This window comes from Sorangiineae bacterium MSr12523, from assembly GCA_037157775.1.
In the GTDB taxonomy this organism is placed as follows: domain Bacteria; phylum Myxococcota_A; class Polyangia; order Polyangiales; family Polyangiaceae; genus Pendulispora; species Pendulispora brunnea.
Window position 1 is genome coordinate 6,397,631 of the sequence record CP089982.1, and the last position, 24,691, is coordinate 6,422,321.

The following is a 24,691-nucleotide window of genomic DNA, read 5'->3' on the forward strand; positions in this document are numbered from 1 at the left end:
CGCGGTCACCGGCATCGTGACGGTCGAACGCACGACGGGAGCCAGCGGCACCGAGGCCCCGAAGAGCGACATCATCGCCCGGTTCGTTCGCTCGCGCGCGGGCGTCGTGGATGGCGATTCGCTCCGGCTCGTAGGCGCCGCCATCGAGTTACCGCCCGTGGGTTCGTGCAGCCGCCTTTCGGGGGCGAGCTCCGCCACCAAGCTGGCGCGCAGCCTCGAGCTGCTCAATGTCGGAGCGCTCTCGTTCGAGCTTTCAGGCGGGTCCGCGGCCGAGGGAAAGCCGGAGACCAAGCTCGTCGCCCGGCAAGTGCCCGACGTGGTCGATCTCGTGAGCGGCGTCGTCTACACGGCGCGCGGCGAGGGCGACGCGTTTCCGGCCAAGGGCCGCTACGTGTTTCGCGCGGCGGGTTCGCCGGAGCAGGAAATCGCCCCCTTCACGGTGGAAGCCACCGCCAAGGGCGAGCCGGGCGACATCCGCATCGCCGATCAGGCGCTTTCGCACCGGGTCGATGGGTCTCCCGTGTTCATCCCGGCCGTGGATCCAACGGAAATCGCTTGGACCACGGAGGGCTCGGCGGATGACGACGTCGTCTACATCGACGTGTCCGCCAAGGCAGCTTCGGTGGGTGGGGCAGGCACACGCGATACGGGCGTCCGCTGTTCTTTTGCGGACACCGGACGCGCCACGCTCGCCGCGACGGCGTTCGTCGCGGACGAGGGCACCATCGCCATTCACCGCGTGCACCGCGAGTCCTTCCGCGCCAAGGGAATCGACTCGGGTGTTCTGCGTTTCGATTTCGCGCGGGTCGCCACGTTCCGGCGCCGTTAGAGGATCCACGAGGGCGCTTGAGAGGTTGGTTCGGATCTACGACGCGATGGTGCGTGCTCGGTTGCATGCTTGTGTCGACGGTGGCCTTGGCCGCTGCGCCCACCGTGCAGAAACCCAAGAAGACGAGTGCCAAGGCCGCGCAACAGAGCGCGCGCATGCGCAGCTGGCATACGCCCACGCCGAACAAGGCGCCCCCGGTCGATGAGGAAGGGCGCCCGAAACTCGCGCTCTATTCGCTGAACACGAACGACCGCGTCGAAATGGCCGCACGCAGCGACCACGGCGGGTTCTCGGCGCGCGATCTGGATCGCGCGGCCCACGTGCTTCGCGATTCGCGAAACGGGTGCGAGCATCCGATGGATCCGCGGCTGCTCGACCTCGCTTACCGCATTCAAACCTACTTCCACGCGCAGGAGCTGCGCATCGTGTCGGCGTACCGCGCGCCGCGGCGGCATCGCAAATCGAACCACGGCTTGGGGCGGGCGCTGGACATGATCGTGCCGGGCGCCAGCGACGAAGAGGTGGCGAAGTTCGCGCGCGAGCTCGGCTTCGTCGGCATCGGCGTCTACCCTGCGAGCGGGTTCGTGCACGTCGACGTGCGCTCGCGCAGCTATTTCTGGGTCGATCGCAGCGGCCCTGGCCGGCGAAACCGCGAACGCGGCATCCTCGGCGATCTCGCGGCCCGCAGCGATTCGCAGGCCGTCACGCGCGGCGAGCGCCCTTCCCCGCCCTTCGCGCCGTTCGGCGACGTCGATGCATGGCTTCGCACGCGCCCCTCGCAGGCGGCGCCGGCGACGCCCGACGAGGACGACGACGAAGAGACGATGGAGAACGGCAACGGCTCGCCCGACGGCGCGGAGTTCTGAGGCGGTGCGCGATGGATGACGACATCGCGAGGTTGATCCGAGAACAACGCATCGCCGACGCCGCCGCCCTGGCGAGTGCACGCGGAGATGCCACCACGGCGAGTGCCCTGTTCGAGCGCGCCTGTGAGTGGCACCTCGCCGCGACCGAGGCTCTGCGCACGTCGGATGCCGGACGGGCCATGCGGCTTTCGGTCCTGTCGCGCGACGATGCGCTCATCGAGCGGGCGCTCGCGAACTTGGTGGCTTCGCCGCAGATCGCAGAGCACGTGGCCGTGTCGCTGGAGGCCCACGGCGATCATGCGTGGGCCGCGCGCATCTTCGAGAGCGTGGGCCGATCCGCCGAGGCCGCGCGTGCATGGGATCGCGCCGGCAATGCGGTGCGCGCCGCCGAGCTGCTCGAGGCAGCACACGACGTGGTGGGCGCCGCGCGCGTGCTGGAGACGGCGGCGCGGCGGGCGCCGTTGCATTGGCCGAACCACCTTGCGCTGGGCGGGCTTCTCGTTCGATACGGCAAGGCCCAGGCCGCCGCGCGCACCCTGCAAGGCATCCCGCCCGACGCGGCCGAACGCCTGCCCGCGCTGCGCCTGCTCGTGCGCGCGCTCGAGCAGCTCGGACTCGAGCAGGCTGCCGCGGAGGCCAGACGCGAGCTCGCCGCGATGGGCGAAGTGCCCGCGCCCGAGGAGCCCGCGGCGCCGCTCCGTCCATCGCGCCCGCCCGCGACGCGGATCTACGGACGTTACGAAGTGGTGCGCGAGATCGCCTCGACGCCGAGCTCGCGCGTGCTCGAGTGCATCGACACGGTGCGAGGCGAGCGCGTGGCCATCAAGATTTACGCAGGCTACAGCGCACGCGGCGCAGGGCGCGACGTGCTCGCGCGCTTCGAGCGCGAGCAGCGCGTTCTGGCGTCGATCGATCATCCCAACGTGGTGCCGCTTCGCGACTACTTTCCCGATGGCCCCGCGCTGGTGCTCGACTGGATGCCCGGCGGCACCTTGGAGGAGATGCTCGCCCGCGGGCCCATTGCACCGGCCCGCGCCGTCGAAATCGCGTGCGCCCTTCTCGGCGCCCTCGAGGAAGCGCACCGCGTGGGCGTTTTGCACCGCGACATCAAGCCGTCGAACGTGCTCTTCGACGGCGCCGGAACCGCCCGCCTCGCCGACTTCGGCGCCGCACACTTGGGCGATCTCTCCGCCACGGCCACGGCGGGCGTCATCGGCACCCTTTCGTACATGAGCCCCGAGCAGCGCGCCGGCGAGCCCGCCTCCCTCGCGAGCGATCTGTACGGCGTCGGGGCGGTGCTCTTGGAAATGCTCACCGGTGAGCTCGGGGATATCGCCCGGCTGCCCAGCGCGAACCACCGCGATCTCGACGCGCGCCATGACACGGTGGTGCACGCACTCGTCGCGCTCGATCCCGCGCGCCGCCCGAGCGATGCACGCTCGGCACGACGTGCCCTGACTGCCCTGCCCTGGCCTAGCTGGTTCGGTGCCCCTGCGCCGCGACCGAGCGCGCCCTCCGAAGCATCGCGGCGCCGCTCGAACGAGATGGCGGAAGAATCCGCCCGCGTCCGAGTCGGTGTGGCGGGGCAGCCCGATGTGGACGCATGGCTCGAGAGGCCCATTCTTCGCGTGCCACTCGATCCGCCGACGCTCGCGCGCGCCTCCGCCTTCGCGCGCGCCGAGCATCCCGGGTTGCAAATCGTCTATCGCGTGGACCGCCGCGCCGGCGAAATTTGGCTCGATGCGAACGACCGCCCGCTCGATCGCTGGCTCACCGATGAGGATCGCACACGGCTCGCCAGCGCACTCGACGCGCTTCACCGTGCTGGCATCGTTCACGGCAACGTCCACCGCTCGCACGTTCGCCTGGATCCCTCCGGCGCCGTGCTCTTGCGGTTCGCACCGCCGGCGCCGGATGCACGAGGCTCACACGTCGCGACAGCCGACCACGATCGCGAAGCCTTGTTGCGGCTGGTCTAACATCCTCCCGAAATGGCCAATGCGCATGGTAGGGACGTTGGAAGCCCACAATGATGATCCGCGCACGCGAAGTCGGTCGCCTGGTCGAACTTCGCCACATTCCCCCGCCCGACGTGAGCGAACTCGATGAAGGAGCCGCGGCCAGCTTGATCGAGTTCCTCGACACCATCCCGAACGCCGTGATGTGCGTCGATCTTCGCCGCGCCACCGTACTGCCGCCCCACCTCGCCGATCGCCTCGTTGCCTTGATGGAGGGCATCCGCGGTCACTTCGAACGATGCGCCGACGTCATGTCCCCCGCGCAGGCCACGGCCCATATGCAGATCGAACGCATCTCGCGTGCATCCGCCGATCCGGCACGACGCGTCTTTACCGATCCCCATGCGGCCATCCGCTGGCTCGACGAAGTACTGAATCCCGAGGAGCGGGCGCGCCTGCGCATCTTCCTCCTCGGGCCGGGGCAAGTTTTCTAAATTCGTATCAAAGGGCCCACTTGAACATGACCTGCGCCAGGTTCTCGTTCACGCCCTTTTGCAAATAGCGGTTGAGCGCAATTTGGTATTCGATGCCCGCGTAGAAGTGCCGATCGGTGATGCGCGCCAGCTTGCCCACGTCGAGCAAAAACTGCGGCTGCGACGTCACGAAGGGCGCACCTTTTTGCTGCACATGAACGCACTTGTCGACACCGTCGTCGCAGAACTCGATGGCGCCGCTGCCCTCGCCGAACATGCCCCACTGCACGAAGCCCGCGAAGACGAAGTCGGTGATGTTCCCGAGCGGAATCGTCATTTGCCATGCGCCGCCGATCTGCAGGTCGACGCCCTTCAAGGACCAGTCGTCACGGATGACGGTCGTCGCGGCCACGAAGTCGAAGCCCGGGATCTTCAGGTCCCACTGAAGTCCGTAGTACATGAGCATGCCGAACTTCGACACGTGCTCCATCTCGTAGCGGAGCGACACGTCGCCGAGCGCACCCCAGTCCCACTTCTCGCCCGAGATCTTCTCGCCGATGCGCTTCGCCGAAAGTGTGAAGGATTGGCCGCCGAAGAACCCTCCCTTTTCGTTCGGCAGTACCTTCGAGTCGGGCGGCGTGAAAGGCCCGGTGATGTCGTAGTAAAGAAAGAACGTCCCGTATTGCCAGGGCTGGAACGTCTTCACGGTGTAGATGGTGCGTTCCTTCGCGCCGTTGAAGTCGTTGTTGTAGTTCCAGCCGTGAAGGATCTCCAGCGAGGTATCCGCGGCGGCCGCCGACGCCCACGAGGTACACAGAACGAACGCGGAGATAAAGAGTCTGCCCTTCATCGCATTGACACCCTGTCGTTGATGGGCCGTCACATGACGGACCCGGACGTGAGAGGAGGGACTTGCGCGCACGATGGGGGTCGCACGGCCAAGCCAAGGTTGAGCCTGAAAGGGAGGACCCTACCATCCCACGACGATCGCCGGGGTCAGCAATTGTGAGCGGTGTCAACTATTCTGCGTTTCCTCCGGGTTTCTGCAGCCATGGCGCCGCCATCGTTCCGCTGTGGATAAAAAGATCGCCAAGCACCGAAACTCAGGCCATTAGGGGACAAGAATGCGTCAACGTGTAAAATCCCTGGAGGAATCGGTGGCTTCGGGCGCGCTGGCGGCGGGCGGCTGATGCGACGGATTCGAGGAGCGCGAGCGGCGTGAGCAATCGACAACGTATCGTCTTGGCGGGGGCCTTTACCGTTCTCTTCGCGAGCGCGTGGACGGCTTCCGCTCGGGCGGACGATGCGTCCAAGCAAGCGCGAGCCGAGTACGACGCCGGCGCAGCCGCGTACGAAAAAAAGGACTACACGACGGCCGCGCAACACTTCGCGCGCGCCGACGAGCGGGTGCCCAACTCGCGCGCCTTGCAACTCGCGATGGCCGCATCGCTCTCCAGCACCGACGGCGTGCTGGCCATGGAGCTCGTCGAGCGCGCGGAGACTCGCGCGGTCGATGGCGCATTGGCGGAGTTGGCGCAAAGGCTGAAGAAGAAATTCGTCGGCTCGGCCGGAAAGATCCGCGTGGTGTGCCCGGTCGATGTGGCTTGCACCGCGACGGTGGACGACAACGCAGAGCGCACCATCGAAGGCGGCCGCGCCGTTTGGGTCGCGCCTGGAAAGCACATCGCGCACCTTCGCGCTCGAAATGGCAAGCCCGTGGATCGCGAGATCTCGGTGGCCGCAGGCGCGACGGCCGACGTGACGGCGTCGTCGTCGGAGCTCGCGCCGGCAGCGACGGGTGTGGCCGTGGCAGGCTCGCCGAAGACCGACGGGCACGAGGTGCAGCCTCCGCCGGAGATCCTCCCGGAGCGCCACACCTCGGGCATCGCACCGGTGTACTTCTGGACCGCGCTGGGCGTCACCGGAGCGGCCGTGGCGACGGCGACGGTCTTCACCGTGATGACGAAGAGCAAGCACGATGACTTCGTGTCGAACCCGTCGCAGCAAACCGCGGATGATGGCGAGTCGGCGCAAACACTCGCGCGCGTCGCATGGGGCGTCACGGGCGCCTTCGCTGCAACGACCATCGTGCTGGCCGCGCTGACCGATTTTCATCCTTCGAAGAACAGCGCCGCAGCCTCGAAGCCCGTGTCCGTTGCCGTGGGCCCCGGCTCGGTGCTCTTGGTCGGGCGATTCCAATGACGCCTCCAATGACAGCGACGCGCTACGAATCACTGGCGCGGCTGGGCACTGGGGGAATGGCCACCGTTTACGTGGGGCGCGTGCAGGGCGACGTCGGATTCTCGCACTTGGTCGCGCTCAAGCGGGCGCACGAGCACGTGCGGCTCGATCCGGATCTGGTCGATGGATTGAAACGGGAGGCACGCCTCGCGTCGCGCATTCACCACCCCAACGTGGTCGGCGTGATCGATGTCACGGAGGACGCGGGCGACGTCATCCTGGTCCTGGATTACATCGAGGGATGCACCCTCTCGGACTTGATGCGCCGGATCGATACGTCGCAGTGCCCGCGCGAGATGATGCGCATCCTGCTCGATACGGCCGCCGGCCTCGATGCCGCGCACCGCACCACCGACGACTCCGGGCAGCCGCTCCACCTCGTTCACCGCGACGTATCGCCGAGCAACGTGCTCATCGGCCGCGATGGCATGGCGCGCATCGCCGACTTTGGCGTGGCGAAGACGCTGGAGCGCACCGCCGAGGAGACGGCCACCGGTGTGCTCAAGGGCAAGCTCGCGTACATGGCCCCCGAGTACATCGAGCGGCACTACGTGGACGCGCGCAGCGATCTCTTTTCGCTGGGGATCATCGCCTGGGAGGTGATGACCGGCGAGCGGCTGTTCAAAGCCGCCACCGAGCTGGAGACGCTCAAGCGGGTCGCGGCGCAGAACATCCCGCCGCCCTCGGCGTACCACGCACATCTCGCGATGCTCGATCCGGCGATCTTGCGTGCGCTCGCGCGGCAGCCGGATTACCGCTTTCCCACGGCGGGTGACTTCGCGCGCGAGCTCGAGCTGCGGGCGCGCGCCTCGAATTTGGTTGGCTCGCACATCGAGGTGGCAAAGCTCGTGGAGAGCGCCTTCGGGGCGGAGCTCACCGAGCGCCGGCGTCGCTTCGTCAGCGAGAACTCGTCGCCGAAGCAGGAAACCGCGGTGCCGCCGGCAGCCATTTCGCAAGCGCATCCCGTCGTGGACGCGCCGAGCTTCACGCAGTCGGCCCCCGCCCAGAGCGTGACGCAGAGCGTCCTGCACACGGCACGCGCACGGTTTGGCACTGCGGTTCCGCTCTCGGTGCTCGCAGGCGTGCTTCTCGTGGCCACCGCCGTCTCCACGGGCGCGTGGATCGCACATCGCGTGAAGGGAAATGCGCGTACCGCCTCCAGCGTGCATACGGTGGCCTCGGCACCACCTACTCCGGCAACGGCACAACCTGCGGCGGAGATGTATCCGTCGACCGCTCAGGAGACAGAGTCCACCCTTGGCTCTACTTTCAAGGACGTGCCGACGACTCCAAGCGCGTCGGCTTCGGCCTCCCCCTCTGCAAAACCCGCAGCAAAGACAGCTCCGCCACGGCGCACGGGAAAAACGGAATCGGCTCCGCCTTCTCCACCTTCTCCTCCTACTCCACGCATCATCCCAGCAAAGCCGCCGCCCAATCCTTACGGCCCGTGAGTCGCTCTTGACGGCGTAGTCGCCGGCGCGTGACAGTCGCGGCATGAAAAAGCTCGCCATCGTGGCCTTGGCCGCGGTTCTCGGTGGTTCGACGCTCATGTGCAGCGAGACCGAGCTCGTATCGGACATCCCTCCCGATGCCGATGCGTCGCCCGATGGAAATGCCCGCCGCGACCGGGATGCCCGCACCGAGGGGCCCCGGTCCGAGCAGTGGCCTTCTTTCGCAACCGATCCCACGGCGTTGGTCGACACCTCGATTGGCAACAACGAAAGTGGCACCACCTTCCCCGGGGCAGCGATGCCATTCGGCATGGTGCAATTGAGTCCCGACACGGGCGTAAACCGATATGCCTCGTATCAATACAAGGATACGAAGATATGGGGTTTCAGTCATACGCACCTCTCGGGCGTCGGCTGTCAGACCATGGGCAATTTCCGTTTCATGCCCACCACGGGTCTGCTCTCATCCGATCCGACGCAGTACGCGACGACGTTCTCCCATTCGAACGAAAGCGCTTCCCCGGGTTCCTACGACGTCGCGCTCGGTGATACGGGACAAGGCGTGAAGGTGTCGCTCACGGCCACCGAGCGCACGGGATGGCACCGATACGTCTACCCCGATTCGGCCACGGGGATGAACGTGCTGGTGGAGGTCGGCGAAAGCAACGGCAATGTCTACGATGCCGATGTCTCCGTCGTGGGCAACGACACCATCGAGGGTTCGCTCACCGGCGGCAACTTTTGCGGCGAAACCGGCAAAGAGCGTTACCGCATCTTCTTCAGCGCGAAGTTCGATCGCGCGGCGAGGCTGTTCGGCACCTGGGTGGGAAGCACGTTCACACCCAACAGCCGCACGGCGAAGCGTACCAACGGGCGCATGGGCGCGTGGCTCTCCTTCGACCCGGCGGCGGGAAGGACCGTGAACGCCGTGGTGGGGCTCTCCTACGTCTCCGTGGAAGGGGCGCGCACCAATCGGAACAAGGAGAGCCAAGGGCAGTCGTTCGAATCCGTGCGCGCTCGCGCCCATGGCACCTGGCAGAGCGAGTTGCTGCGCATGCCGGTGGCGGGTGGCTCGCCTGCCGACCAGCGCACCTATTACAGCGCGCTTTACCGCTCCCTGCTTCACCCCTCCATCGGCTCCGACGTGGATGGGCAATACCGCGATTTCAAAAACGGCATCCACACGAGCGACCGGCCCTATTATCAAATGCTCTCACTCTGGGATACGTACCGCTCCCAGAATCAATTGGTGGCATTGCTCCACCCCGAGCGCGCCGCAGACATGGCCCGTTCGGTGCTGCGCATTTACAACGATGCCGGGTGGGTGCCGCGTTGGGCGCTGGGCAACGGCGAGACCAACGTGATGAGCGGCGATCCCATCACGCCGTGGATCGTGACGATTTACCGCCGCGGCCTCCTCGATCGAGATACGGCGAAAAAGCTATTCGATGCGCTCTGGCGCAACGTCAACGAGGTGCCGGCGGATACTTCGATATTCCGCGGGCGCGATGGGAATCCCACGTACAAGGCGCGTGGACACGTCGATTACAGCACCACCTCGGGCTACACCTACGGCGATCGCCGGCAGGCGGGTTCGGCGACGTTGGAGTACGCATTCGCGGATTGCGCGCTCGCGGTGATGGCCCGCGGCCTGGGCGAGAAGGAGAAAGCCAAACAACTCGATGCGCGGTGCCGCAACTTCGAAAAGCAGTGGGACGCGAACGCGCAGTCGAAGGGCTATACGGGCTTTCCGCGCGCACGCAACGCCGACGACACCAACGCGGAGCCCGACCCGTACGATCCCATGAAGGGGCACGGCTTCCACGAGGGCACGGCGTGGCAGTACCAATGGCTCGTGCAGCAGGATGCGCCTGCCCTCTTTGCCAAGATGGGCGGCGAGGCAGAGGCGGAGAAGCGCTTGGATACCTTCTTCGATATGCCCACCGTGCTCGCCGATCCGGCCAAGGCGGCCAAGGAGAAGTGGGTGCGCGGCGCGTACACGTATTACAACGCGTTTGCCTTCAATCCGAACAACGAGTCGGATCTGCACGCGCCCTGGATGTACGCGTGGACGGGCTCGCCGTGGAAGACGTCGGCCGTGCTCCGCGCAGCGCGCACGCTCTTCGTCGACCGTGAGGATGGCATGCCGGGCAATGACGACTTGGGCACCATCTCGTCGTGGCTGCTATTCGGCATGGTGGGCCTCTTCGAGGCCGCGCCCGGCTCGGGCGCCTACGTGCTGAGCGCCCCCATGTTCGAGGTCGTGGAGATCCGCCCGGAAAACGGCCAGACCGTGCGCATCGAGGCGCGGGGGGCGGATGCCTCGAAGCTCCAATACGTTGCGAGTGTTCGCGTGGGAGATCCCGAGCGCGGCTGGATTCGAAGCTGGATATCCCACGAGGATCTGCTGCGCGCCCAGACGATTCGCGTATGGCTCACCGACAATCCCAATTCGACCATTTGGGCCACGGCGCCCGAGGCTCGGCCGCCGCGCATGAGCGAGGTCACCGGCCCTTCGCCGTAGTCACGTTTTCTCATTGCACTGCTTGACACGTCGCGCCAAGCCGGTCATTGTAACTGCGATATGCGAATCGCCCGCCCCACCGGCCTGATTATTATTATCGGAGGCAAGGTGCGGGCTTAGACTCCCAGGAGTCCTGATACGAGCCCCGCACCTCCTTAGAGGTCGCGGGGCTTTTTCGTTCCCGCGGCAGAAGGAGGTTCGAGGCGTTCCCGGAGGCCGTGAATGACTCGAATGACAAGTCCACCTCGTGAATTGATGGAATCGATCCTCACCGCGCCCGTCTACGACGTCGCGATTGAGAGCCCGCTCGATCCCGCGCCGAATCTTTCACGCCGCCTCGGCCACCAGGTGCTCCTCAAGCGCGAGGACCTGCAGCCGGTCTTCTCCTTCAAGCTGCGCGGTGCCTACGCCAAGATGGCGCGCCTCTCGCGAGAGGAGCTCGACCGCGGCGTGGTGGCGGCGTCGGCGGGAAATCATGCGCAGGGCGTGGCGCTGGCCGCGCAGCGCTTGTCGTGCCGCGCGAGCATCGTGATGCCCGCGACCACGCCGGAGATCAAGGTGCGGGCGGTGGCCGATCGCGGGGCGAAGGTGGAGCTTTTCGGCGACTCGTACGGCGAGGCGTACGAGCGCGCGCACGAGCTTTCGCGCGAGCAGGGCCTGACCTTCGTGCACGCGTACGACGACATGGACGTCATCGCCGGCCAGGGCACCATCGGGATGGAGCTTCTGCGGCAGCGTCCGCGGGATCTGCACGCGGTGTTCGTGCCGGTCGGCGGAGGCGGGCTCATTGCGGGCATTGCGGCGTACATCAAATGGCTCAAGCCCGACGTCAAGGTCATCGGCGTCGAGCCCGTGGACGCCGATGCGATGTGGCGTTCGCTGCAAGCCGGCAAGCGCGTGGTCCTGAACGAGGTGGGATTGTTTGCCGACGGCGTGGCCGTGCGGCAGGTCGGCGAAAAGACGTTCGATCTCTGCCGAAACTACGTCGATGAGGTACTCCGCGTGGACGGCGATGCGATTTGCGCAGCCATCCAGGACGTCTTCGAGGACACGCGCTCCATTCTGGAGCCCGCGGGCGCGCTGGCCGTGGCCGGGTTGAAAGCGTGGGCGGATCGCGAGGGAGACTACGGTCGCAGCTTGGTGGCCGTGACCTCCGGCGCGAACATGAATTTCGACCGACTGCGCCACGTCGCCGAACGCGCCGCCTTGGGCGAAAAGCGAGAGGCGCTGCTGGCGGTGACCATCCCCGAGCGGCCGGGCAGCTTTCGTGAGTTCTGCGCGCTCATCGGCCGCCGCTCGGTGACGGAGTTCAACTACCGCTATGCCGACGCGAAGCGCGCGCACGTCTTCGTGGGCCTGGAGGTACGCAGCGCCAGCGAGGTCGATCTTCTGTTGGCCACGCTGGAAGACGCCGGTCTGCCGGCGCTCGACTTGAGCGGCAACGAGCTGGCCAAGCTTCACCTGCGGCACCTGGTCGGCGGCCACGCCCCCGCGAACCACGAGAAGCTTTACCGCTTCGAATTCCCGGAGCGCCCGGGTGCGCTGCTCAACTTCCTCGAGCGGCTGCGCAGCGATTGGAACATCAGCTTGTTCCACTACCGCAACCACGGCGCCGATTATGGTCGCGCCCTGGTGGGTTTTCAGGTGCCTCCGGACACGGAAGCGCAGCTGAATGCATTGCTCGACGACGTCGGCTACCGGCGCTGGCACGAGACGGACAATCCCGTTTATCGACTCTTTTTGGGGCCGTCCAACGGGAGTTGAGCCTCGAGGTCGGCGCGGCGAGATGCGGTAGCGTTAGGCAACGGGCGGAGCCGGCTTCAATCGCCGGTTCCGTGATCGCACGACGAGGAAGAGGCCGATGCTGAACGCCACGACGGCCCCGAAAGCTTCCGCCGCGTAAAGGGCCGCATCGGACTCGGCCACGTGCGACGAAGCCGCCCCGGGCGGCGCACGCAACGTGGCCATCGCGCGCTGCGCGAGCACGTTCACCGTGTTCACGTCCTCGGGCGATGCGAAGAAGCCAATGGAGTAGTTTCCCCTGCCGGTCGCCGCGAAATATTGAAGCTGGTAGCTCATGATCCGACGCGGATCGTCGGCGTTGAGGCGGGGCGCCAGCTCGTAGCGGATGACTTGCACGCCGTTGATGCGCATCTCGGTCGGGTCGACGTCGTCTTCCGCGGGGAACGCCGCTTCGCCGTAGGTGACCCGCCGCGCGGCGCGCCCGGAACGTGCCAGGGCGCGTGCCGCTTCCTTGCTGAACTCCTCGTGCGTCTTGCCATTGTGCATCACCAGCACGACGTAGAAGCTCTTGCCGGCGCGCACGACCATCGCAGAGACGGGCTTCAACTCGCCCGAGCCACCCTGGATGGTGCTCAACCGCGCATTCACCGATTCGACGTCGACCCCTGCGCAGGCTTTGGGATCTTGCTGCTCCTTGGGAAAGGAGACGCAGACTGTGGCGTCATCCGGCGCGAGCTCGAAGCCGAAGTCTTTGTCGGCGACTTGCACCGCCCCTGCGTGGGACGACCACGCCAGCCCAAACACGAGAGAAGCGACGCACCCGACGAACTTGACCCACGCCATCGAGCCTAGGATACCGCGATTAGGCCGCCGGTGGTGGCGGAGGTGGTGCGTTGTATCCGTAATACGTTTTGGGCGCCTGCGTGCGCCGCGTCAACGCGCGAACCAGGAAATAGAGCCCCACGACGAGGCCCACGAGGACACCGACGAGCAACACCGCCGCAAACACGATACCGCCCACCATGTTGTACGGTCGAGAGCCGGGCGTAGCGTGCAGCGTCGTAAGTGAGCGCTCCGCCAGGGCTCGCGCATGGGGGAGCCCTTCGGGCGACGACGCGAACGTCAGGGCGTATCGACCATGGCCCGTCACGGCTATCCAGTGAGCCATCGAACTTCCCACCCGACGCGCGTCATCCGGAGGAAGTGCCAACGCGATCTCATAGCCCGTGAGTTGCACGCCGTTGCTCCGCAACTTCATCGGCGTCGGCTCCCCCGCGGGCAGCGCGTTCGCCCCGTACTTCCGCCGCAATCCTTCGATCCCCTCCTTGACGAAGGCCTTCGTCGTGAGCTCGTCGTACTCCCACGGGATATTGTCGACGCGCCGAACGACCACGTATTCCTGGTGATCCTCTCCTCGTACAATCACCGACCCGATAATCGGCGGAGTGCCCGGATTGAGGGCTCGAAGCCGTTGATTGTAGTCGGCGACATCCAGCCCCTCGCATTCGATTGGGTCCGAGAACGTCTCGGGAATGGTCACACACTCGTGGTCTTCGTCGTTGGATACGATATCGACACGGAAGTCGCGATCTACGAATTGCACGGCCCACGCGGACCATGTCCCGAGAAAAAGGCTCGAGAAGATGCTGCACGCGAGGATGGCCCTCATGGCCGCGCCTCCGGCTCGTAATGGGATTTCGCCTTCGACTTATTCAATAGGACACGCACGAGAACGAACGCGAACAAGCCGAATACCGCGAGTACTCCGACGGCGCGCCCCAATTGGTATGCGAGGCTCGGGGCCTTTTGGGGCGGCGGGGGTGCAGGCTTTGCTCGCAAGGTGGCCAGCGACCGACTCGCCAATGCGGATACGGCGGCCGCGTTTTCGGGCGCGCCGGCGAAGAAAAACGCATAGACGCCCTGGTCCGTGGCTGCAGCGAAAACCAAGGTGTAGCTCCAGCCGCGGCGCGGATCGTCGGCGGCGAGCGCCGGCGTCACCTCGAAACTCGTGATCTGCACGCCTTGAATGCGAGCCTCCGTTGGATCGAGCTGGGAGTCGGGCGTGAGAGCGGCGACCTTCCATTCGACCGTACGAGCATTCTCGCGCATGACACGCGCAAGCTCACGTGCCGAGTCCTTGTCGAACTCGGGCTTCCGATCATGGTAATGCAGCACGAGCACGTGGTGACGGCTGTCGCCGTCCGACACGTGCATGAGAGCGACGGGTTGCGATCCTTGCCACGTCGCGAATTTCTTCCGCTCTCCGGCGACGTTGATGCCCGCACAATTCTCGGCATCGTAGCGCACGGCCGGCAGGACGACGCACACGCCGCTGCCGCCCGGATCGATATCGATCGACAGCCCGCCGCTGGTGATCCGCTCCGCCCGTACGAACGAAGGCCAGGTCACCAGTGCCGCGAGCACCAGACCTGGCCCTATCCACTTCGATATCCTGGCGCACTCCATGCGAGCCCCTCCAAAGGGAGCCAGGATAGATTTGGAACGTCTTATTTACGAATTGCAGCGATCACGCGTTGGCCGAAGGCGCTGGTGGAGAGAGCTTCCCCACCTGCACCTGCCATGTCGGCGGTGCGGGCACCCGAGTTGATCACGTCGTCCACCGCGCGTTCGACGGCCTCGGCTTCCGCCGTGAGCCCAAGCGAGTGACGCAGCAACATGGCGGCGCTCAGAATGGTGCCGGTGGGGTTCGCGATGTCTTTGCCGGCGATGTCCGGTGCGGAGCCGTGGATTGGCTCGTAGACACCGTTGGTCCCGTCACCGAGCGAGGCGCTGGGCAAAAGGCCGAGTGAGCCGGCGAGCACCGCGGCTTCGTCGGTGAGGATGTCGCCGAACATGTTCTCGGTGACGATGACGTCGAACGAGCGCGCCGCCGTAATGAGGCGCATCGCGCAGGAGTCGACCAATTGATGCTCCAGGGCGATGTCGGCGAATTCCTTGTGCACTTCCGTTGCCGTTTCACGCCACAAGCGCGACGACTCGAGCACGTTGGCCTTGTCGACCGACGTCACGCGCTTGCGCCGCGGCCCCGCAAGGCGGAATGCCAGGCGAACGACGCGGCGGACTTCCTCGTCCGTGTACTCGAGCGTGTCGACCGCGCGCACCTTGCCATCGCGCTGCTCGCGCAGACGCGGCTGGCCGAAGTACAAGCCGCCCGTGAGCTCGCGCACGAAGAGGATATCGACGCCCTCCACCTTGTCGGCCTTGAGGGGCGACGCCGAGGCGAGCTTCGGGTGCACGCGCACCGGACGCAGGTTCGCATAGAGCCCGAGCCCGCGGCGCAAGGCGAGAAGCCCCTGCTCCGGGCGCACCTTGCGCTTCGGATCGTCCCACTTGGGACCGCCCACGGCCCCGAGCAGCACCGCGTCCGCCGCTTGGCACGCATCCAAGGTGGACTTGGGCAGCGGGTCGTCGTGCGAATCGATGGCGGCCCCGCCGATGGCGTGCTCCGAGAACTCGAACGTGTGCCCGAACGTGCGCCCCACCTGCTCGAGCACGGCGCGCGATTCGCGAACCACTTCCGGCCCGACGCCGTCGCCGGGCAAAAGAACGATTTTCTTGGTCACGCCATCACTCCTTCAAAAGGACTTCTCTGCTTCATAGGCCGCAATGCGATCCGAAAGCGAGAGGATATATCCCAGTTCGTCCAATCCGTTTTCGAGGCAATGCTTCGAGAACGGCTCGATGACGAATGGGAACGACGCGCCATCCGGAAGGGAGACGCGGAGGTTCGGCAGGTCGACCGTGATGCGAAGCTTGGGATCCGCCGCGCTGGCCGCGACGACTCGAGCATGCGCATCGTCGCTCAGCGCCACCGGCACGAGGCCGTTCTTCAGCGAGTTCTGGCGGAAGATGTCCGCGAAGGAGCGCGCGATGACCGCGCGGATGCCCCAATCGGTGAGCGCCCACGGCGCGTGCTCGCGCGACGAGCCGCAGCCGAAGTTGTTGCCCGCCAGCAAAATCTCGGAGCCCTGCACCTCGGGGCGGTTCAAGACGAAGTCGGGACGCGTGCGCCAATCGGCAAACAGACTCGCCCCGAGTCCCTTCTTGTCCGTCACCTTGAGGAAGCGCGCGGGGATGATCTGGTCGGTGTCGACGTCGTCCGCCAAGAGCGGGACGACCGTGGAGGTTACGGTCTGGAAGGCTCTCACGATGCACCTCGCTCGTTCGACAGCAGCGTACGCACATCGGTGATGCACCCCGTGACCGCGGCCGCGGCCGCAGTGAGCGGCGACGCGAGGAAGGTGCGCGAGCCCGGTCCCTGACGGCCTTCGAAGTTGCGATTGCTCGTGCTCACGGCGTATTCGCCGCGTTCGAGTTGGTCGCCGTTCATGGCGATGCACATCGAGCAGCCGGCCTCGCGCCATTCGGCGCCCGCCTCACGGAAGACGCGATCGAGTCCCTCGGCCTCGGCCTCGCGCTTGATGGCCTTCGACCCGGGGACGATGAGCGCGCGCACGCCTTTGGCCACGTGCCGCCCGCGAAGCACCGATGCGGCCGCGCGTAGATCGCCGAGGCGCGAGTTGGTGCACGAGCCGACGAACACCGTGTTGATCTTCTTGCCCAGGAGCGGCGCCCCCGGCGCGATATCCATGTAGCGAAGCGCCTTCTCCAGCGCAGCGCGCGCCGTGGCATCGGGCGCGTCGTCCGGCGATGGAACCTTGCCCGTGATGGGCATACCCATGCCGGGGTTCGTCCCGTACGTGATCATCGGCTCGAGCGACGACGCATCGATGTCCACGTACCGATCGAACTTCGCGCCCTCGTCCGTATGGAGCGTGCGCCAACGCGTGAGTGCCGCTTCCCACGCCTCACCTTTGGGCGCGTGGTCGCGTCCCTTTAGGTAGGCGAACGTCACCTCGTCGGGGGCGACCATACCGGCGCGGGCTCCCGCCTCGATGGACATGTTGCAGACGGTCATCCGCCCCTCCATGTCCAACGCGCGAATCGCCTCGCCGCTGTACTCGATGACGTGGCCGGTCGCACCGCCCACGCCAATCTTCGCGCACATCGCCAAAATGATGTCCTTGGCCGACGTCCCCTCGCGCAGCTTCCCCGAGACGCGCACTTCGAGCGTCTTCGGCTTTCGCTGCAGGAGGCACTGCGTGGCCAGCACGTGCTCGACTTCGCTGGTGCCGATGCCGAAGGCGAGTGCGCCGAAAGCGCCGTGCGTCGAGGTGTGGCTATCGCCGCAAACGATGGTGCGGCCCGGCTGCGTGTGCCCCAGCTCCGGGCCGATGACGTGCACGATGCCCTGCTTGTCCGAATCGAGCCCGTGAAGCGCGATGCCGAACTCGGCGCAATTGTCTTCCAGCGTCTTCAATTGCGCCTGCGCCTGCGCGTCCACGATCGCAAGCGTGGGCGTCGAGTGGTCCATCGTCGCCACCGTGCGATCGGGCCGGCGCACGCGGATACCCCGCGCGCGCAAACCGGCAAAGGCTTGGGGCGAGGTCACCTCGTGGATCAGATGCAGGTCGATGTACACGAGCGCCGGGCGGCCTTCTTCTTCGGCCACCACGTGCGCATTCCAAATTTTCTCGAAGAGCGTTTGCGGCATCTTGTCTCTTACCTAGGGTCAGGAGGCGCGCGAGGACGCGACCGCCGCCTGGACGGCCTCGGAATGTACCACCACGTCACGCGAGGAGGGTGCATCCCATTCTCCGCCCGTCGCCTGGACGAGCTTGTTCTGCGCGCGCAGGTACGCCTTCACGCTGGCCACGATGATGTCCGTATCGGCACCGGTGCCGTGGAAAACGCGCTTCTCCGGCCCCTCGTGCTGAGCCCGCACGCCCTCGTGCACGTCGCGCTCTCGAATGCGCACCGCGACCTCACCGAGCGCATCGATGCCCTCCGTCACGGAGCGGATGGTGAACTCGAGAAGATCGGCGTTGGTCGAGACGATGGCGTCGACCGCCTTGTACGCCGCGTCCACCGGCCCCGTGCCGACGGCCGCGTGCACGCGCACTTTCCCGTCCGGGCAACGCAGACGCACCGTCGCGGTGGGCATGCCCATCGTGCCGCAACCCACGAGAAGCCCCTCGAGCTGGAAGGACTCCACATCCGGCTCCACCTCGTCGTGGATGAGCGCCTCGAGGTCGGCATCGTGCACTTGCTTGCGACGATCGGCGAGCGCCTTGAAGCGGGCGAACACGCGGTCGAGCGCCGGGCCATCGAACGAGTACCCCATCGAATTCAACCGCGCCGACAGCGCCGCGCGGCCCGAGTGCTTACCCAAAACGAGGTTCGTCTGGGTGACGCCCACCGATTCGGGGCGCATGATCTCGTACGTCGCCTCGTGCTTCAGCATTCCATCCTGGTGAATGCCCGACTCGTGCGCGAAGGCGTTGGCGCCGACGACGGCCTTGTTCGGCTGGACGACGATGCCCGTCGCCGTGCTCACCATGCGGCTGACGCGGGCGAGCTGCGTCGTATCGATGCCCGTCGTCAAATTGAACTTGGGCGCGCGCGTGGCGAGGGTCATCACCACTTCTTCGAGCGAGGTATTGCCCGCGCGCTCGCCGATACCATTGATGGTCACTTCCGCCTGCCGCGCACCGGCGCGGATGCCCGCCAAGGTGTTCGCCGTGGCCAGGCCCAGGTCGTTGTGGCAATGCACCGACACAATCACACTGTCGATGTTCGGCACGTTGGCGAAAATGCCCGAGATGATGCCGCCGAACTCGTCCGGCGTGGTGTATCCCACGGTGTCGGGAATGTTGAGCACCGTCGCACCGGCGCGGATGGCCGTGTCGAGAACCTGATAGAGGAACTCCGGATCCGTGCGGCCCGCATCCTCGGGGCTGAACTCGATTTCCTTGCAGAGCGACTTCGCGTAGGCCACCTGCTCCGCGATCTTCGCGAGGACCTGTTCGCGCGACATCCGCAATTTGTGCTTCATGTGCAAATCGGACGTCGAAAGGAAGGTGTGCAGGCACGGGTGCTTCGCCCGCTTGATGCCTTCCCACGCGGCGTCGATGTCGCCTTTGGTGGCGCGCGCCAGTCCGACGATCGAGGGCGGCTCGGAGGAAGGCCGGCCCTCGATCGATTCTCTACCCACGTGCTCGGCGATTGCGCGTACGGCCGCAAGATCGTCGGGCGACGCTGCGGGAAAGCCCGCCTCGATCACATCCACGCCGAGGCGTGAAAGCGCTTTGGCGATCTCGAGCTTCTCGCTCGATGTCATCGTCGCCCCAGGCGACTGTTCCCCATCACGCAGCGTCGTATCGAAAATGCGTACGTAGTTGCCCATCGCTAGTTCCCTCCTCCGTCAGTCGCCAGGTTTAATCGTTACCGGATCCAAAAACGGCATCATGCTGCGCAATTCAGCCCCCACCACTTCGAGCTTCTGATCGCGTTCCTTCTGTCGCGTGCCCTCGAAAGACTTGCGACCGGTCGCGTTCTCCTCGATCCAATTCTTGGCGAAGGTGCCATCTTGAATCTCGGCGAGAATCTTCTTCATCGTGGCGCGCGTCTCGGGATTGATGACACGCGGCCCTGACACGTAATCGCCATATTCGGCGGTGTCGCTCACGGAGTAGCGCATGTAATTGAGGCCGCCTCGGTACATCAGGTCGACGATCAACTTCAGCTCGTGCAAGCACTCGAAGTAGGCAATCTCCGGCTGGTAGCCCGCGTCGACCAAGGTCTGGAAGCCGGCCTTCACCAGTTCGCTCGCACCACCACACAACACCGCCTGCTCACCGAACAGGTCGGTCTCCGTCTCCTCCGCAAACGTCGTCTCGAGAACGCCCGCGCGGGTGGCTCCGAGTCCCGCCGCGTACGACAGGGCCAGCTCCTTGGCCTTGCCGCTCGCATTCTGGTGCACGGCAATCAGGGCCGGCACGCCGCCGTTCGCTTCGAACGTCTCGCGCACTCGGTGGCCGGGGCCTTTGGGGGCCACCATGCTCACGTCGACGTCGGCGCGCGGCTCGATCGTCTTGAATCGAATGTTGAAGCCGTGGGCGAACATCAGTGTCTTGCCCGCGGAGAGATTGCTGGCAATCGCCTCGTTGTAAATCTTCGCCTGCGACGTATCGGGGATGAGAACCATGATGACGTCGGCCCACGCGGAGGCCTCTGCGACGGGCGAAACCTCGAGACCGGCAGCCTTCGCCTTGGCGATGCTCTTGCTCGAGGAGTGCAGACCCACCCGCACGTCGACGCCGCTGTCTTTCAGGTTCAGCGCGTGCGCGTGACCCTGCGACCCGTAGCCGACGATGGCGACCTTCTTCTTGCGGATGATCCCGAGGTCTGCATCTTTATCGTAATAGATCTTAGCCATTTGTCTCTCCACTTTCGAAATCTTTTCTAGCCGTTCGTCTCGCCGACCTGTTCTAATTTCGGCGTTATTTTTTGCGATTGGCTAGCCCCTCGAGCCGACACTCCATTAGGCGGCATCACGCGGGAGTTCGTGTACGCCCGACGGATCCACGTCCGAATCCTCGAGTGCGTCGGCGCCGCGCATCATGGCGACTGCACCCGTTCTTACCATTTCGAGAATCCCAAAGGGGCGAAGCACTTCCACGAGACCGTCGATCTTGTCGCCCGTCCCGGTGATCTCACAGATCAAAGCGGACACACCCACGTCGATGACACGGGCGCGAAACACTTCGCAAACCTGCATGATGTGCGGCCGCGTCTCTTTGCCGGCGTGCACTTTGATCATGGCGAGCTCGCGGCTCACCGTCGCCGTGTGCGTGGTGTCCTCGACGCGGAGAACGTTGACGAGCTTGTAAAGATTCGCCTCGATGCGGCGGGCAGCGTCGTCGTCGGCCTCCATGACGATGGTCATGCGCGAAACGTGTTCCTTTTGCGTACGTCCTACCGTCAGCGACTCGATGTTGTAGCCACGGCGTCGAAACAGCGACGTCACGCGGTTCAACACGCCCGGCAGGTCTTCCACATATGCAATGAAGGTTCGCAAACTTGGTTTAGCCATGACTCTTCCCGTCCTCTCCCAAAGACTCTCCCCACTCAATCTTTTGCTGCTCGTGATGCTCGCGATGCTCATTCATCATCCGCCGTCTCTACGATCGGGCTCGGCCGGCGGATCATGTCGTGCAAATCCGCGCCTGCTGCGACCATCGGGTAGACGCTGTCTTCTTGCTCCACCCGAAAATCGATGAGAACGGTTCCGGGGGTCGACCGCGCCCGCGCCACCGTTTCCTCGACCTCTTCCCGCTTGGTCACCCGCAATCCCGTATGGCCGTGAGCTTCGGCAAGCTTCACGAAATCGGGGCTGCGCAGAGGCGTCGCGGAATATCGACCATCATAGAAAAATTCCTGCCATTGCCGCACCATCCCCAAATATCCATTGTTGATGATCGCAATGTTGATCTTGATTCCTTCCTGCGCGGCTGTCGACAGTTCGCAGGCGGTCATCTGGAATCCGCCGTCTCCGGCGATGACCCAAATTTCTTCTTCCTTCTTTGCGAACCGCGCGCCGATGGCGGCGGGAAGTGCAAAGCCCATCGTCCCCAGACCTCCGGAGGTGATGAGTTTCCGCGGGTGGTCGTGCTTGTAATATTGCGCTTCCCACATTTGGTGCTGGCCGACATCGGTCACCACGATGGCTTTGCCCTCGGTGATGCGCCAAAGATCGTGCATCACGTGCGCGGCGAACAAGCGACCGTCGTGCGGCATTTTTTGAATGTCGCGCACCGCCGAATCGCCTTTCATCGAGTTGATGCGTTCCATCCACGGCTTGCAGTTGCGCGACGAGAGCTTGGGAAGCAGCGCGCGCAAGGTGTCTTTCACATCGCCGACGAGGCGCAGATCGACGCGGACGTTTTTGTTTATCTCCGCCGGATCCAGCTCGAAGTGAATCTTCTTGGCGTGGACTGCATAGTTTTTCAGATTACCGGTTACGCGATCGTCGAATCGCATTCCCAGCGCCAAGAGCAGGTCGGCTTCCTGGATAGCTTGATTGACCCACGCTTCGCCGTGCATGCCCATCATGCCCAAACTGGCCGGATGGGTGGCAGGAAAGCCGCCAAGGCCCAACAAGGTGGTCGCAACGGGAATACCCGTTTTCTCCACGAACTCGAGCAGCAGGCGGGTCGCCTCGGCGCGCACGATGCCGTGTCCCGCAAAGATGATCGGCCGCTTTGCCGAGGCAATCATCTCGGCGGCGCGCTCGAGATCTTCCACGCTGGTTCGGTGATCGGGGCGATAGCCCGGTAGCCGCACCGGCTCGTCGCTCCAAACGGGGACCGTAGTGGCCTGTTGTGCGTCCTTGGTGATATCGACCAACACGGGGCCCGGACGGCCCGATCGCGCGATGTAGAAAGCTTCGCGAATGGTCGAAGCAATCTTGTTTACGTCACTGACGACGTAATTATGTTTCGTAATTGGAAGCGTCACACCGGTGATATCCGTCTCCTGGAAGGCGTCGCTCCCAATGAGTTTCGAATTCACCTGCCCGGTGATGCACACCATGGGCACGGAATCGAGCATGGCGGTGGCGATTCCGGTCACCAGGTTCGTGGCACCCGGTCCCGACGTCGCAATCGCAACGCCCACTTCTCCCGATGCACGCGCGTATCCGTCGGCCATGTGAGCTGCGCCCTGCTCGTGGCGCACCAACACGTGATGGATGGGATACTGAAGGATCGAGTCGTACGCCGGCATGATGGCGCCGCCGGGGTAGCCGAATACGACTTTGACCTCTTCGCGGATCAATGCTTCCCAAATGATTTGTGCACCCGTGCGCCGGGCATCGGCGCCCACACGACCGTCTGCGCTCATGCCACTCCTCGCATTTGTGTCCAATATCGCACTGCAACGTCCGTCGCCGAGGTCGGGGCGGAGGTGATGGCGCGACGTGAGTCCGCCGTGGGCTGTCGCGTCGCGACGCAGGCGCGCAGGCGCTCGTAGTACGAGAGCTTCGCTTCGTCGGGTTCGTGCGCCCCACCGCGAACGAGGATTTGATCCAATTCCGCGACGAACGCCTCGTGACCGCCGGCGCGTGCTTCGCGGGCAGCCAGATCGGCCTCCACTTCGTCGGAGACGGTGGTCGTGCCCAAGCTCACCTTCGCCTCGGGGAAGGCGGCGCGCGCATAGGCGATGGCCCGCTCCAGTGCGCGGCCGGTGGCATCGCGGTAGACGGCGACGCGACAGCCCGGGCGCTCGCTGGTGCCGGATGCACCGGCGGTGACCAACACGACATCGACGTCGGCCTTCGGCTCCAGCATGCCGAGGTACAGGGCGTGTCCGCGCTCGACGACGAGCAGCGCGCCCGGTGTGATGTGCGGCGCAACGTTGCGCCAATAGACCGCGGGTTGTTCCTCGTCGGGGACGAGCAAGACGACCACTTCCGCCGAAGCCACCGCTTCATCGGCAGGTGCGGGGGCGAACTTGTCGGCGTTCGCACGTACCCAGCTCAATCCGCCGGGTCGCATGCTCACCGAGACGTCGCAGCCCGCGTGGCGGAGACGAACAGCTCGATCGCGCGCTTCCGTTCCGTAGCCGAGAACGGCAATGCGCGTGGCTCCTGGGTTTTGTTTTTGCTGCTGATTCGCTCCGCTCTTCTTGCCATCTGGATCGGTCATGACTCCCCTGCTCCTTTTCCCTTTTGCATCCCTTGGTCTTGCGACGGAGGGGTCACGGCCCCTTCCGACACAGACGAAACCCGTGCTGCGGACTGCGCGACGACGCCACGCGAACAACGAGGCGAGCGCGTTCGTATTCCTTGGACGTCGATCCTTCGCATGGCCGCGTTCTTCGGCACTTCGCGATAGAGATCCGGCTCTTCCCGCTGGGTGCGCCCAGTGCTCGCATCGAGCATCCACTTGGTCAGACGGCGCACGCCGCTGCGCTGGGACATGAAGCCGGGCGCTTTAAAGGCGACGGGGGTGCCGCCTGCAGCGTACACCCCCTGATTCACCTTCTCCGCAAAGCGGCGCTGGTGAGCATTGCAAGGCTTGGCTTCGGTCCACGTGTAGGCGGTGCCAGCCTGCGGTTTTTCTTGGTCTTCATCGGTATACCTAGACCCTCGCATGGCGCGCGCGGGTGCCCTGGCACTCCCTTTTTTCAATGTATCGCTGCGCATGCTCCGAATCTCCGACGACGACCAAACCAAAAAAAAACCCCCGCGACCTTCTCTGGGTGCGGGGGCCGAATCAGGATTTTTTCTCCTTATATCGGCGGCCCGCACCCGATGGTAATGAGCCGAAGGGCACCAAGAAGGAGCCCAAGAAGAATGAGGCCCGAAATGAGGAGTTCCGATACGAGGACGCAGGCTACCAACGCGAACAACGAGGGTACGCGCCCGCCGACGGCTACGTTTGCTACGGCAGTCGACTCCGCCGCGGGCGCGCTGCTCTCGAAAGAGCGCGTCTCCAGACCGGCTGCGGGGACGATTGCAAACGTCACAGTCTGATTGTTACCTCGATTAGCGCTTCGCGTCAAACGAAGCGTGAAACAAAAGCGAAAAAAGAATTGGTGAAAGGGACATCGACTAAACCGCAATTGGCTGACCCACACGCGCCAACGACGCACCTACACGGGCCAACCGGTCGTAACTCCCGCAAAAAACCGCCTCTCTCCTCTTATAGGCAACCCCGGCTGAGGCTCTTCACCGCCCCGGTA

At 65.0% G+C, this 24,691-nt stretch carries 21 protein-coding genes; 8 read left to right on the forward strand and 13 right to left on the reverse strand.

Going from position 1 to position 24,691, the window contains the following annotated elements:
- The first annotated feature begins 16 nt into the window (after nt 1-16).
- The 4 genes from LZC95_24740 to LZC95_24755 all read left to right on the forward strand — a co-directional run bounded on the left by LZC95_24740 (nt 17) and on the right by LZC95_24755 (nt 4,147).
- Nucleotides 17-829, forward strand: coding sequence for a hypothetical protein (locus LZC95_24740; GenBank protein ID WXB00010.1), 813 nt, complete (start codon nt 17-19; stop codon nt 827-829).
- Between the two features lie 65 nt (nt 830-894).
- Entirely contained in the window at nt 895-1,695 is an 801-nt protein-coding gene (locus LZC95_24745) for a DUF882 domain-containing protein (protein WXB00011.1), read from the forward strand.
- An 11-nt stretch (nt 1,696-1,706) separates the two neighbouring features.
- Nucleotides 1,707-3,674, forward strand: coding sequence for a protein kinase (locus LZC95_24750; protein WXB00012.1), 1,968 nt, complete (start codon nt 1,707-1,709; stop codon nt 3,672-3,674).
- 50 nt (nt 3,675-3,724) lie between these two features.
- Nucleotides 3,725-4,147: a hypothetical protein gene (locus tag LZC95_24755; GenBank protein WXB00013.1), complete on the forward strand. Its 423-nt coding sequence runs from the start codon at nt 3,725-3,727 to the stop codon at nt 4,145-4,147.
- Nucleotides 4,148-4,154: 7 nt separating this feature from the next.
- On the opposite strand, the gene LZC95_24760 is transcribed toward LZC95_24755, so the two are convergent.
- Nucleotides 4,155-4,976 (reverse strand): hypothetical protein, encoded by an 822-nt coding sequence (locus LZC95_24760; GenBank protein WXB00014.1) that lies wholly within the window; start codon nt 4,974-4,976, stop codon nt 4,155-4,157.
- 368 nt (nt 4,977-5,344) lie between these two features.
- Between LZC95_24760 and LZC95_24765 the strand changes: the two genes are divergently transcribed.
- The 4 genes from LZC95_24765 (at nt 5,345) to ilvA (ending at nt 12,106) form a co-directional block, all read left to right on the forward strand.
- The gene (locus tag LZC95_24765) at nt 5,345-6,328 is read left to right on the forward strand and encodes an outer membrane protein assembly factor BamD (GenBank protein ID WXB00015.1); all 984 of its coding nucleotides are present in this window, start codon (nt 5,345-5,347) and stop codon (nt 6,326-6,328) included.
- A gap of 8 nt (nt 6,329-6,336) precedes the next feature.
- Nucleotides 6,337-7,818, forward strand: coding sequence for a protein kinase (locus LZC95_24770; GenBank protein WXB00016.1), 1,482 nt, complete (start codon nt 6,337-6,339; stop codon nt 7,816-7,818).
- 43 nt (nt 7,819-7,861) lie between these two features.
- Nucleotides 7,862-10,342: a GH92 family glycosyl hydrolase gene (locus tag LZC95_24775; protein WXB00017.1), complete on the forward strand. Its 2,481-nt coding sequence runs from the start codon at nt 7,862-7,864 to the stop codon at nt 10,340-10,342.
- 222 nt (nt 10,343-10,564) lie between these two features.
- A complete protein-coding gene (gene ilvA / locus LZC95_24780) occupies nt 10,565-12,106 on the forward strand; it encodes a threonine ammonia-lyase, biosynthetic (protein WXB00018.1) in 1,542 nt (513 codons plus the stop codon).
- Between the two features lie 33 nt (nt 12,107-12,139).
- On the opposite strand, the gene LZC95_24785 is transcribed toward ilvA, so the two are convergent.
- The 12 genes from LZC95_24785 to LZC95_24840 all read right to left on the reverse strand — a co-directional run bounded on the left by LZC95_24785 (nt 12,140) and on the right by LZC95_24840 (nt 24,101).
- Nucleotides 12,140-12,928, reverse strand: coding sequence for a hypothetical protein (locus tag LZC95_24785; GenBank protein WXB00019.1), 789 nt, complete (start codon nt 12,926-12,928; stop codon nt 12,140-12,142).
- Nucleotides 12,929-12,947: 19 nt separating this feature from the next.
- Nucleotides 12,948-13,754, reverse strand: coding sequence for a hypothetical protein (locus LZC95_24790; protein WXB00020.1), 807 nt, complete (start codon nt 13,752-13,754; stop codon nt 12,948-12,950).
- Nucleotides 13,751-14,551: a hypothetical protein gene (locus tag LZC95_24795; GenBank protein ID WXB00021.1), complete on the reverse strand. Its 801-nt coding sequence runs from the start codon at nt 14,549-14,551 to the stop codon at nt 13,751-13,753. The genes LZC95_24790 and LZC95_24795 overlap by 4 nt, the downstream gene beginning before the upstream one ends.
- 41 nt (nt 14,552-14,592) lie before the next feature.
- Entirely contained in the window at nt 14,593-15,669 is a 1,077-nt protein-coding gene (gene leuB, locus LZC95_24800) for a 3-isopropylmalate dehydrogenase (protein ID WXB00022.1), read from the reverse strand.
- 12 nt (nt 15,670-15,681) lie between these two features.
- Nucleotides 15,682-16,254: a 3-isopropylmalate dehydratase small subunit gene (gene leuD, locus LZC95_24805; protein ID WXB00023.1), complete on the reverse strand. Its 573-nt coding sequence runs from the start codon at nt 16,252-16,254 to the stop codon at nt 15,682-15,684.
- Nucleotides 16,251-17,660: a 3-isopropylmalate dehydratase large subunit gene (leuC, locus tag LZC95_24810; protein WXB00024.1), complete on the reverse strand. Its 1,410-nt coding sequence runs from the start codon at nt 17,658-17,660 to the stop codon at nt 16,251-16,253. The genes leuD and leuC overlap by 4 nt, the downstream gene beginning before the upstream one ends.
- Nucleotides 17,661-17,678: 18 nt before the next feature.
- On the reverse strand, nt 17,679-19,352 hold the full coding sequence (locus LZC95_24815; GenBank protein WXB00025.1) for a 2-isopropylmalate synthase: 1,674 nt from the start codon (nt 19,350-19,352) through the stop codon (nt 17,679-17,681).
- A gap of 18 nt (nt 19,353-19,370) precedes the next feature.
- A complete protein-coding gene (gene ilvC, locus LZC95_24820; protein WXB00026.1) occupies nt 19,371-20,384 on the reverse strand; it encodes a ketol-acid reductoisomerase in 1,014 nt (337 codons plus the stop codon).
- A 105-nt stretch (nt 20,385-20,489) separates the two neighbouring features.
- Complete coding sequence (gene ilvN / locus LZC95_24825; protein ID WXB00027.1) at nt 20,490-21,041, reverse strand: acetolactate synthase small subunit; 552 nt, start codon at nt 21,039-21,041, stop codon at nt 20,490-20,492.
- Between the two features lie 68 nt (nt 21,042-21,109).
- Entirely contained in the window at nt 21,110-22,849 is a 1,740-nt protein-coding gene (gene ilvB / locus LZC95_24830; protein WXB00028.1) for a biosynthetic-type acetolactate synthase large subunit, read from the reverse strand.
- Nucleotides 22,846-23,652, reverse strand: coding sequence for a hypothetical protein (locus LZC95_24835; GenBank protein WXB00029.1), 807 nt, complete (start codon nt 23,650-23,652; stop codon nt 22,846-22,848). Before LZC95_24835 ends, ilvB begins: the two co-directional genes overlap by 4 nt.
- Nucleotides 23,649-24,101 carry a dihydroxy-acid dehydratase gene (locus LZC95_24840; GenBank protein ID WXB00030.1) on the reverse strand — a complete coding sequence of 151 codons (453 nt, stop codon included), beginning with the start codon at nt 24,099-24,101 and terminating at the stop codon, nt 23,649-23,651. Before LZC95_24840 ends, LZC95_24835 begins: the two co-directional genes overlap by 4 nt.
- Nucleotides 24,102-24,691 lie beyond the last annotated feature (590 nt).

Bases quoted from the DNA above. Each gene is read 5' to 3' on its own strand.
- LZC95_24745 (WXB00011.1), top strand. From the start codon at position 895: ATGCTTGTGTCGACGGTGGCCTTGGCCGCTGCGCCCACCGTGCAGAAA.
- LZC95_24750 (WXB00012.1), top strand. From the start codon at position 1,707: ATGGATGACGACATCGCGAGGTTGATCCGAGAACAACGCATCGCCGAC.
- LZC95_24755 (WXB00013.1), top strand. From the start codon at position 3,725: ATGATGATCCGCGCACGCGAAGTCGGTCGCCTGGTCGAACTTCGCCAC.
- LZC95_24760 (WXB00014.1), bottom strand. From the start codon at position 4,976: ATGAAGGGCAGACTCTTTATCTCCGCGTTCGTTCTGTGTACCTCGTGG.
- LZC95_24770 (WXB00016.1), top strand. From the start codon at position 6,337: ATGACAGCGACGCGCTACGAATCACTGGCGCGGCTGGGCACTGGGGGA.
- LZC95_24775 (WXB00017.1), top strand. From the start codon at position 7,862: ATGAAAAAGCTCGCCATCGTGGCCTTGGCCGCGGTTCTCGGTGGTTCG.
- ilvA (WXB00018.1), top strand. From the start codon at position 10,565: ATGACTCGAATGACAAGTCCACCTCGTGAATTGATGGAATCGATCCTC.
- LZC95_24785 (WXB00019.1), bottom strand. From the start codon at position 12,928: ATGGCGTGGGTCAAGTTCGTCGGGTGCGTCGCTTCTCTCGTGTTTGGG.
- LZC95_24790 (WXB00020.1), bottom strand. From the start codon at position 13,754: ATGAGGGCCATCCTCGCGTGCAGCATCTTCTCGAGCCTTTTTCTCGGG.
- LZC95_24795 (WXB00021.1), bottom strand. From the start codon at position 14,551: ATGGAGTGCGCCAGGATATCGAAGTGGATAGGGCCAGGTCTGGTGCTC.
- leuC (WXB00024.1), bottom strand. From the start codon at position 17,660: ATGCCGCAAACGCTCTTCGAGAAAATTTGGAATGCGCACGTGGTGGCC.
- LZC95_24815 (WXB00025.1), bottom strand. From the start codon at position 19,352: ATGGGCAACTACGTACGCATTTTCGATACGACGCTGCGTGATGGGGAA.
- ilvC (WXB00026.1), bottom strand. From the start codon at position 20,384: ATGGCTAAGATCTATTACGATAAAGATGCAGACCTCGGGATCATCCGC.
- ilvN (WXB00027.1), bottom strand. From the start codon at position 21,041: ATGGCTAAACCAAGTTTGCGAACCTTCATTGCATATGTGGAAGACCTG.
- ilvB (WXB00028.1), bottom strand. From the start codon at position 22,849: ATGAGCGCAGACGGTCGTGTGGGCGCCGATGCCCGGCGCACGGGTGCA.
- LZC95_24835 (WXB00029.1), bottom strand. From the start codon at position 23,652: ATGACCGATCCAGATGGCAAGAAGAGCGGAGCGAATCAGCAGCAAAAA.
- LZC95_24840 (WXB00030.1), bottom strand. From the start codon at position 24,101: ATGCGAGGGTCTAGGTATACCGATGAAGACCAAGAAAAACCGCAGGCT.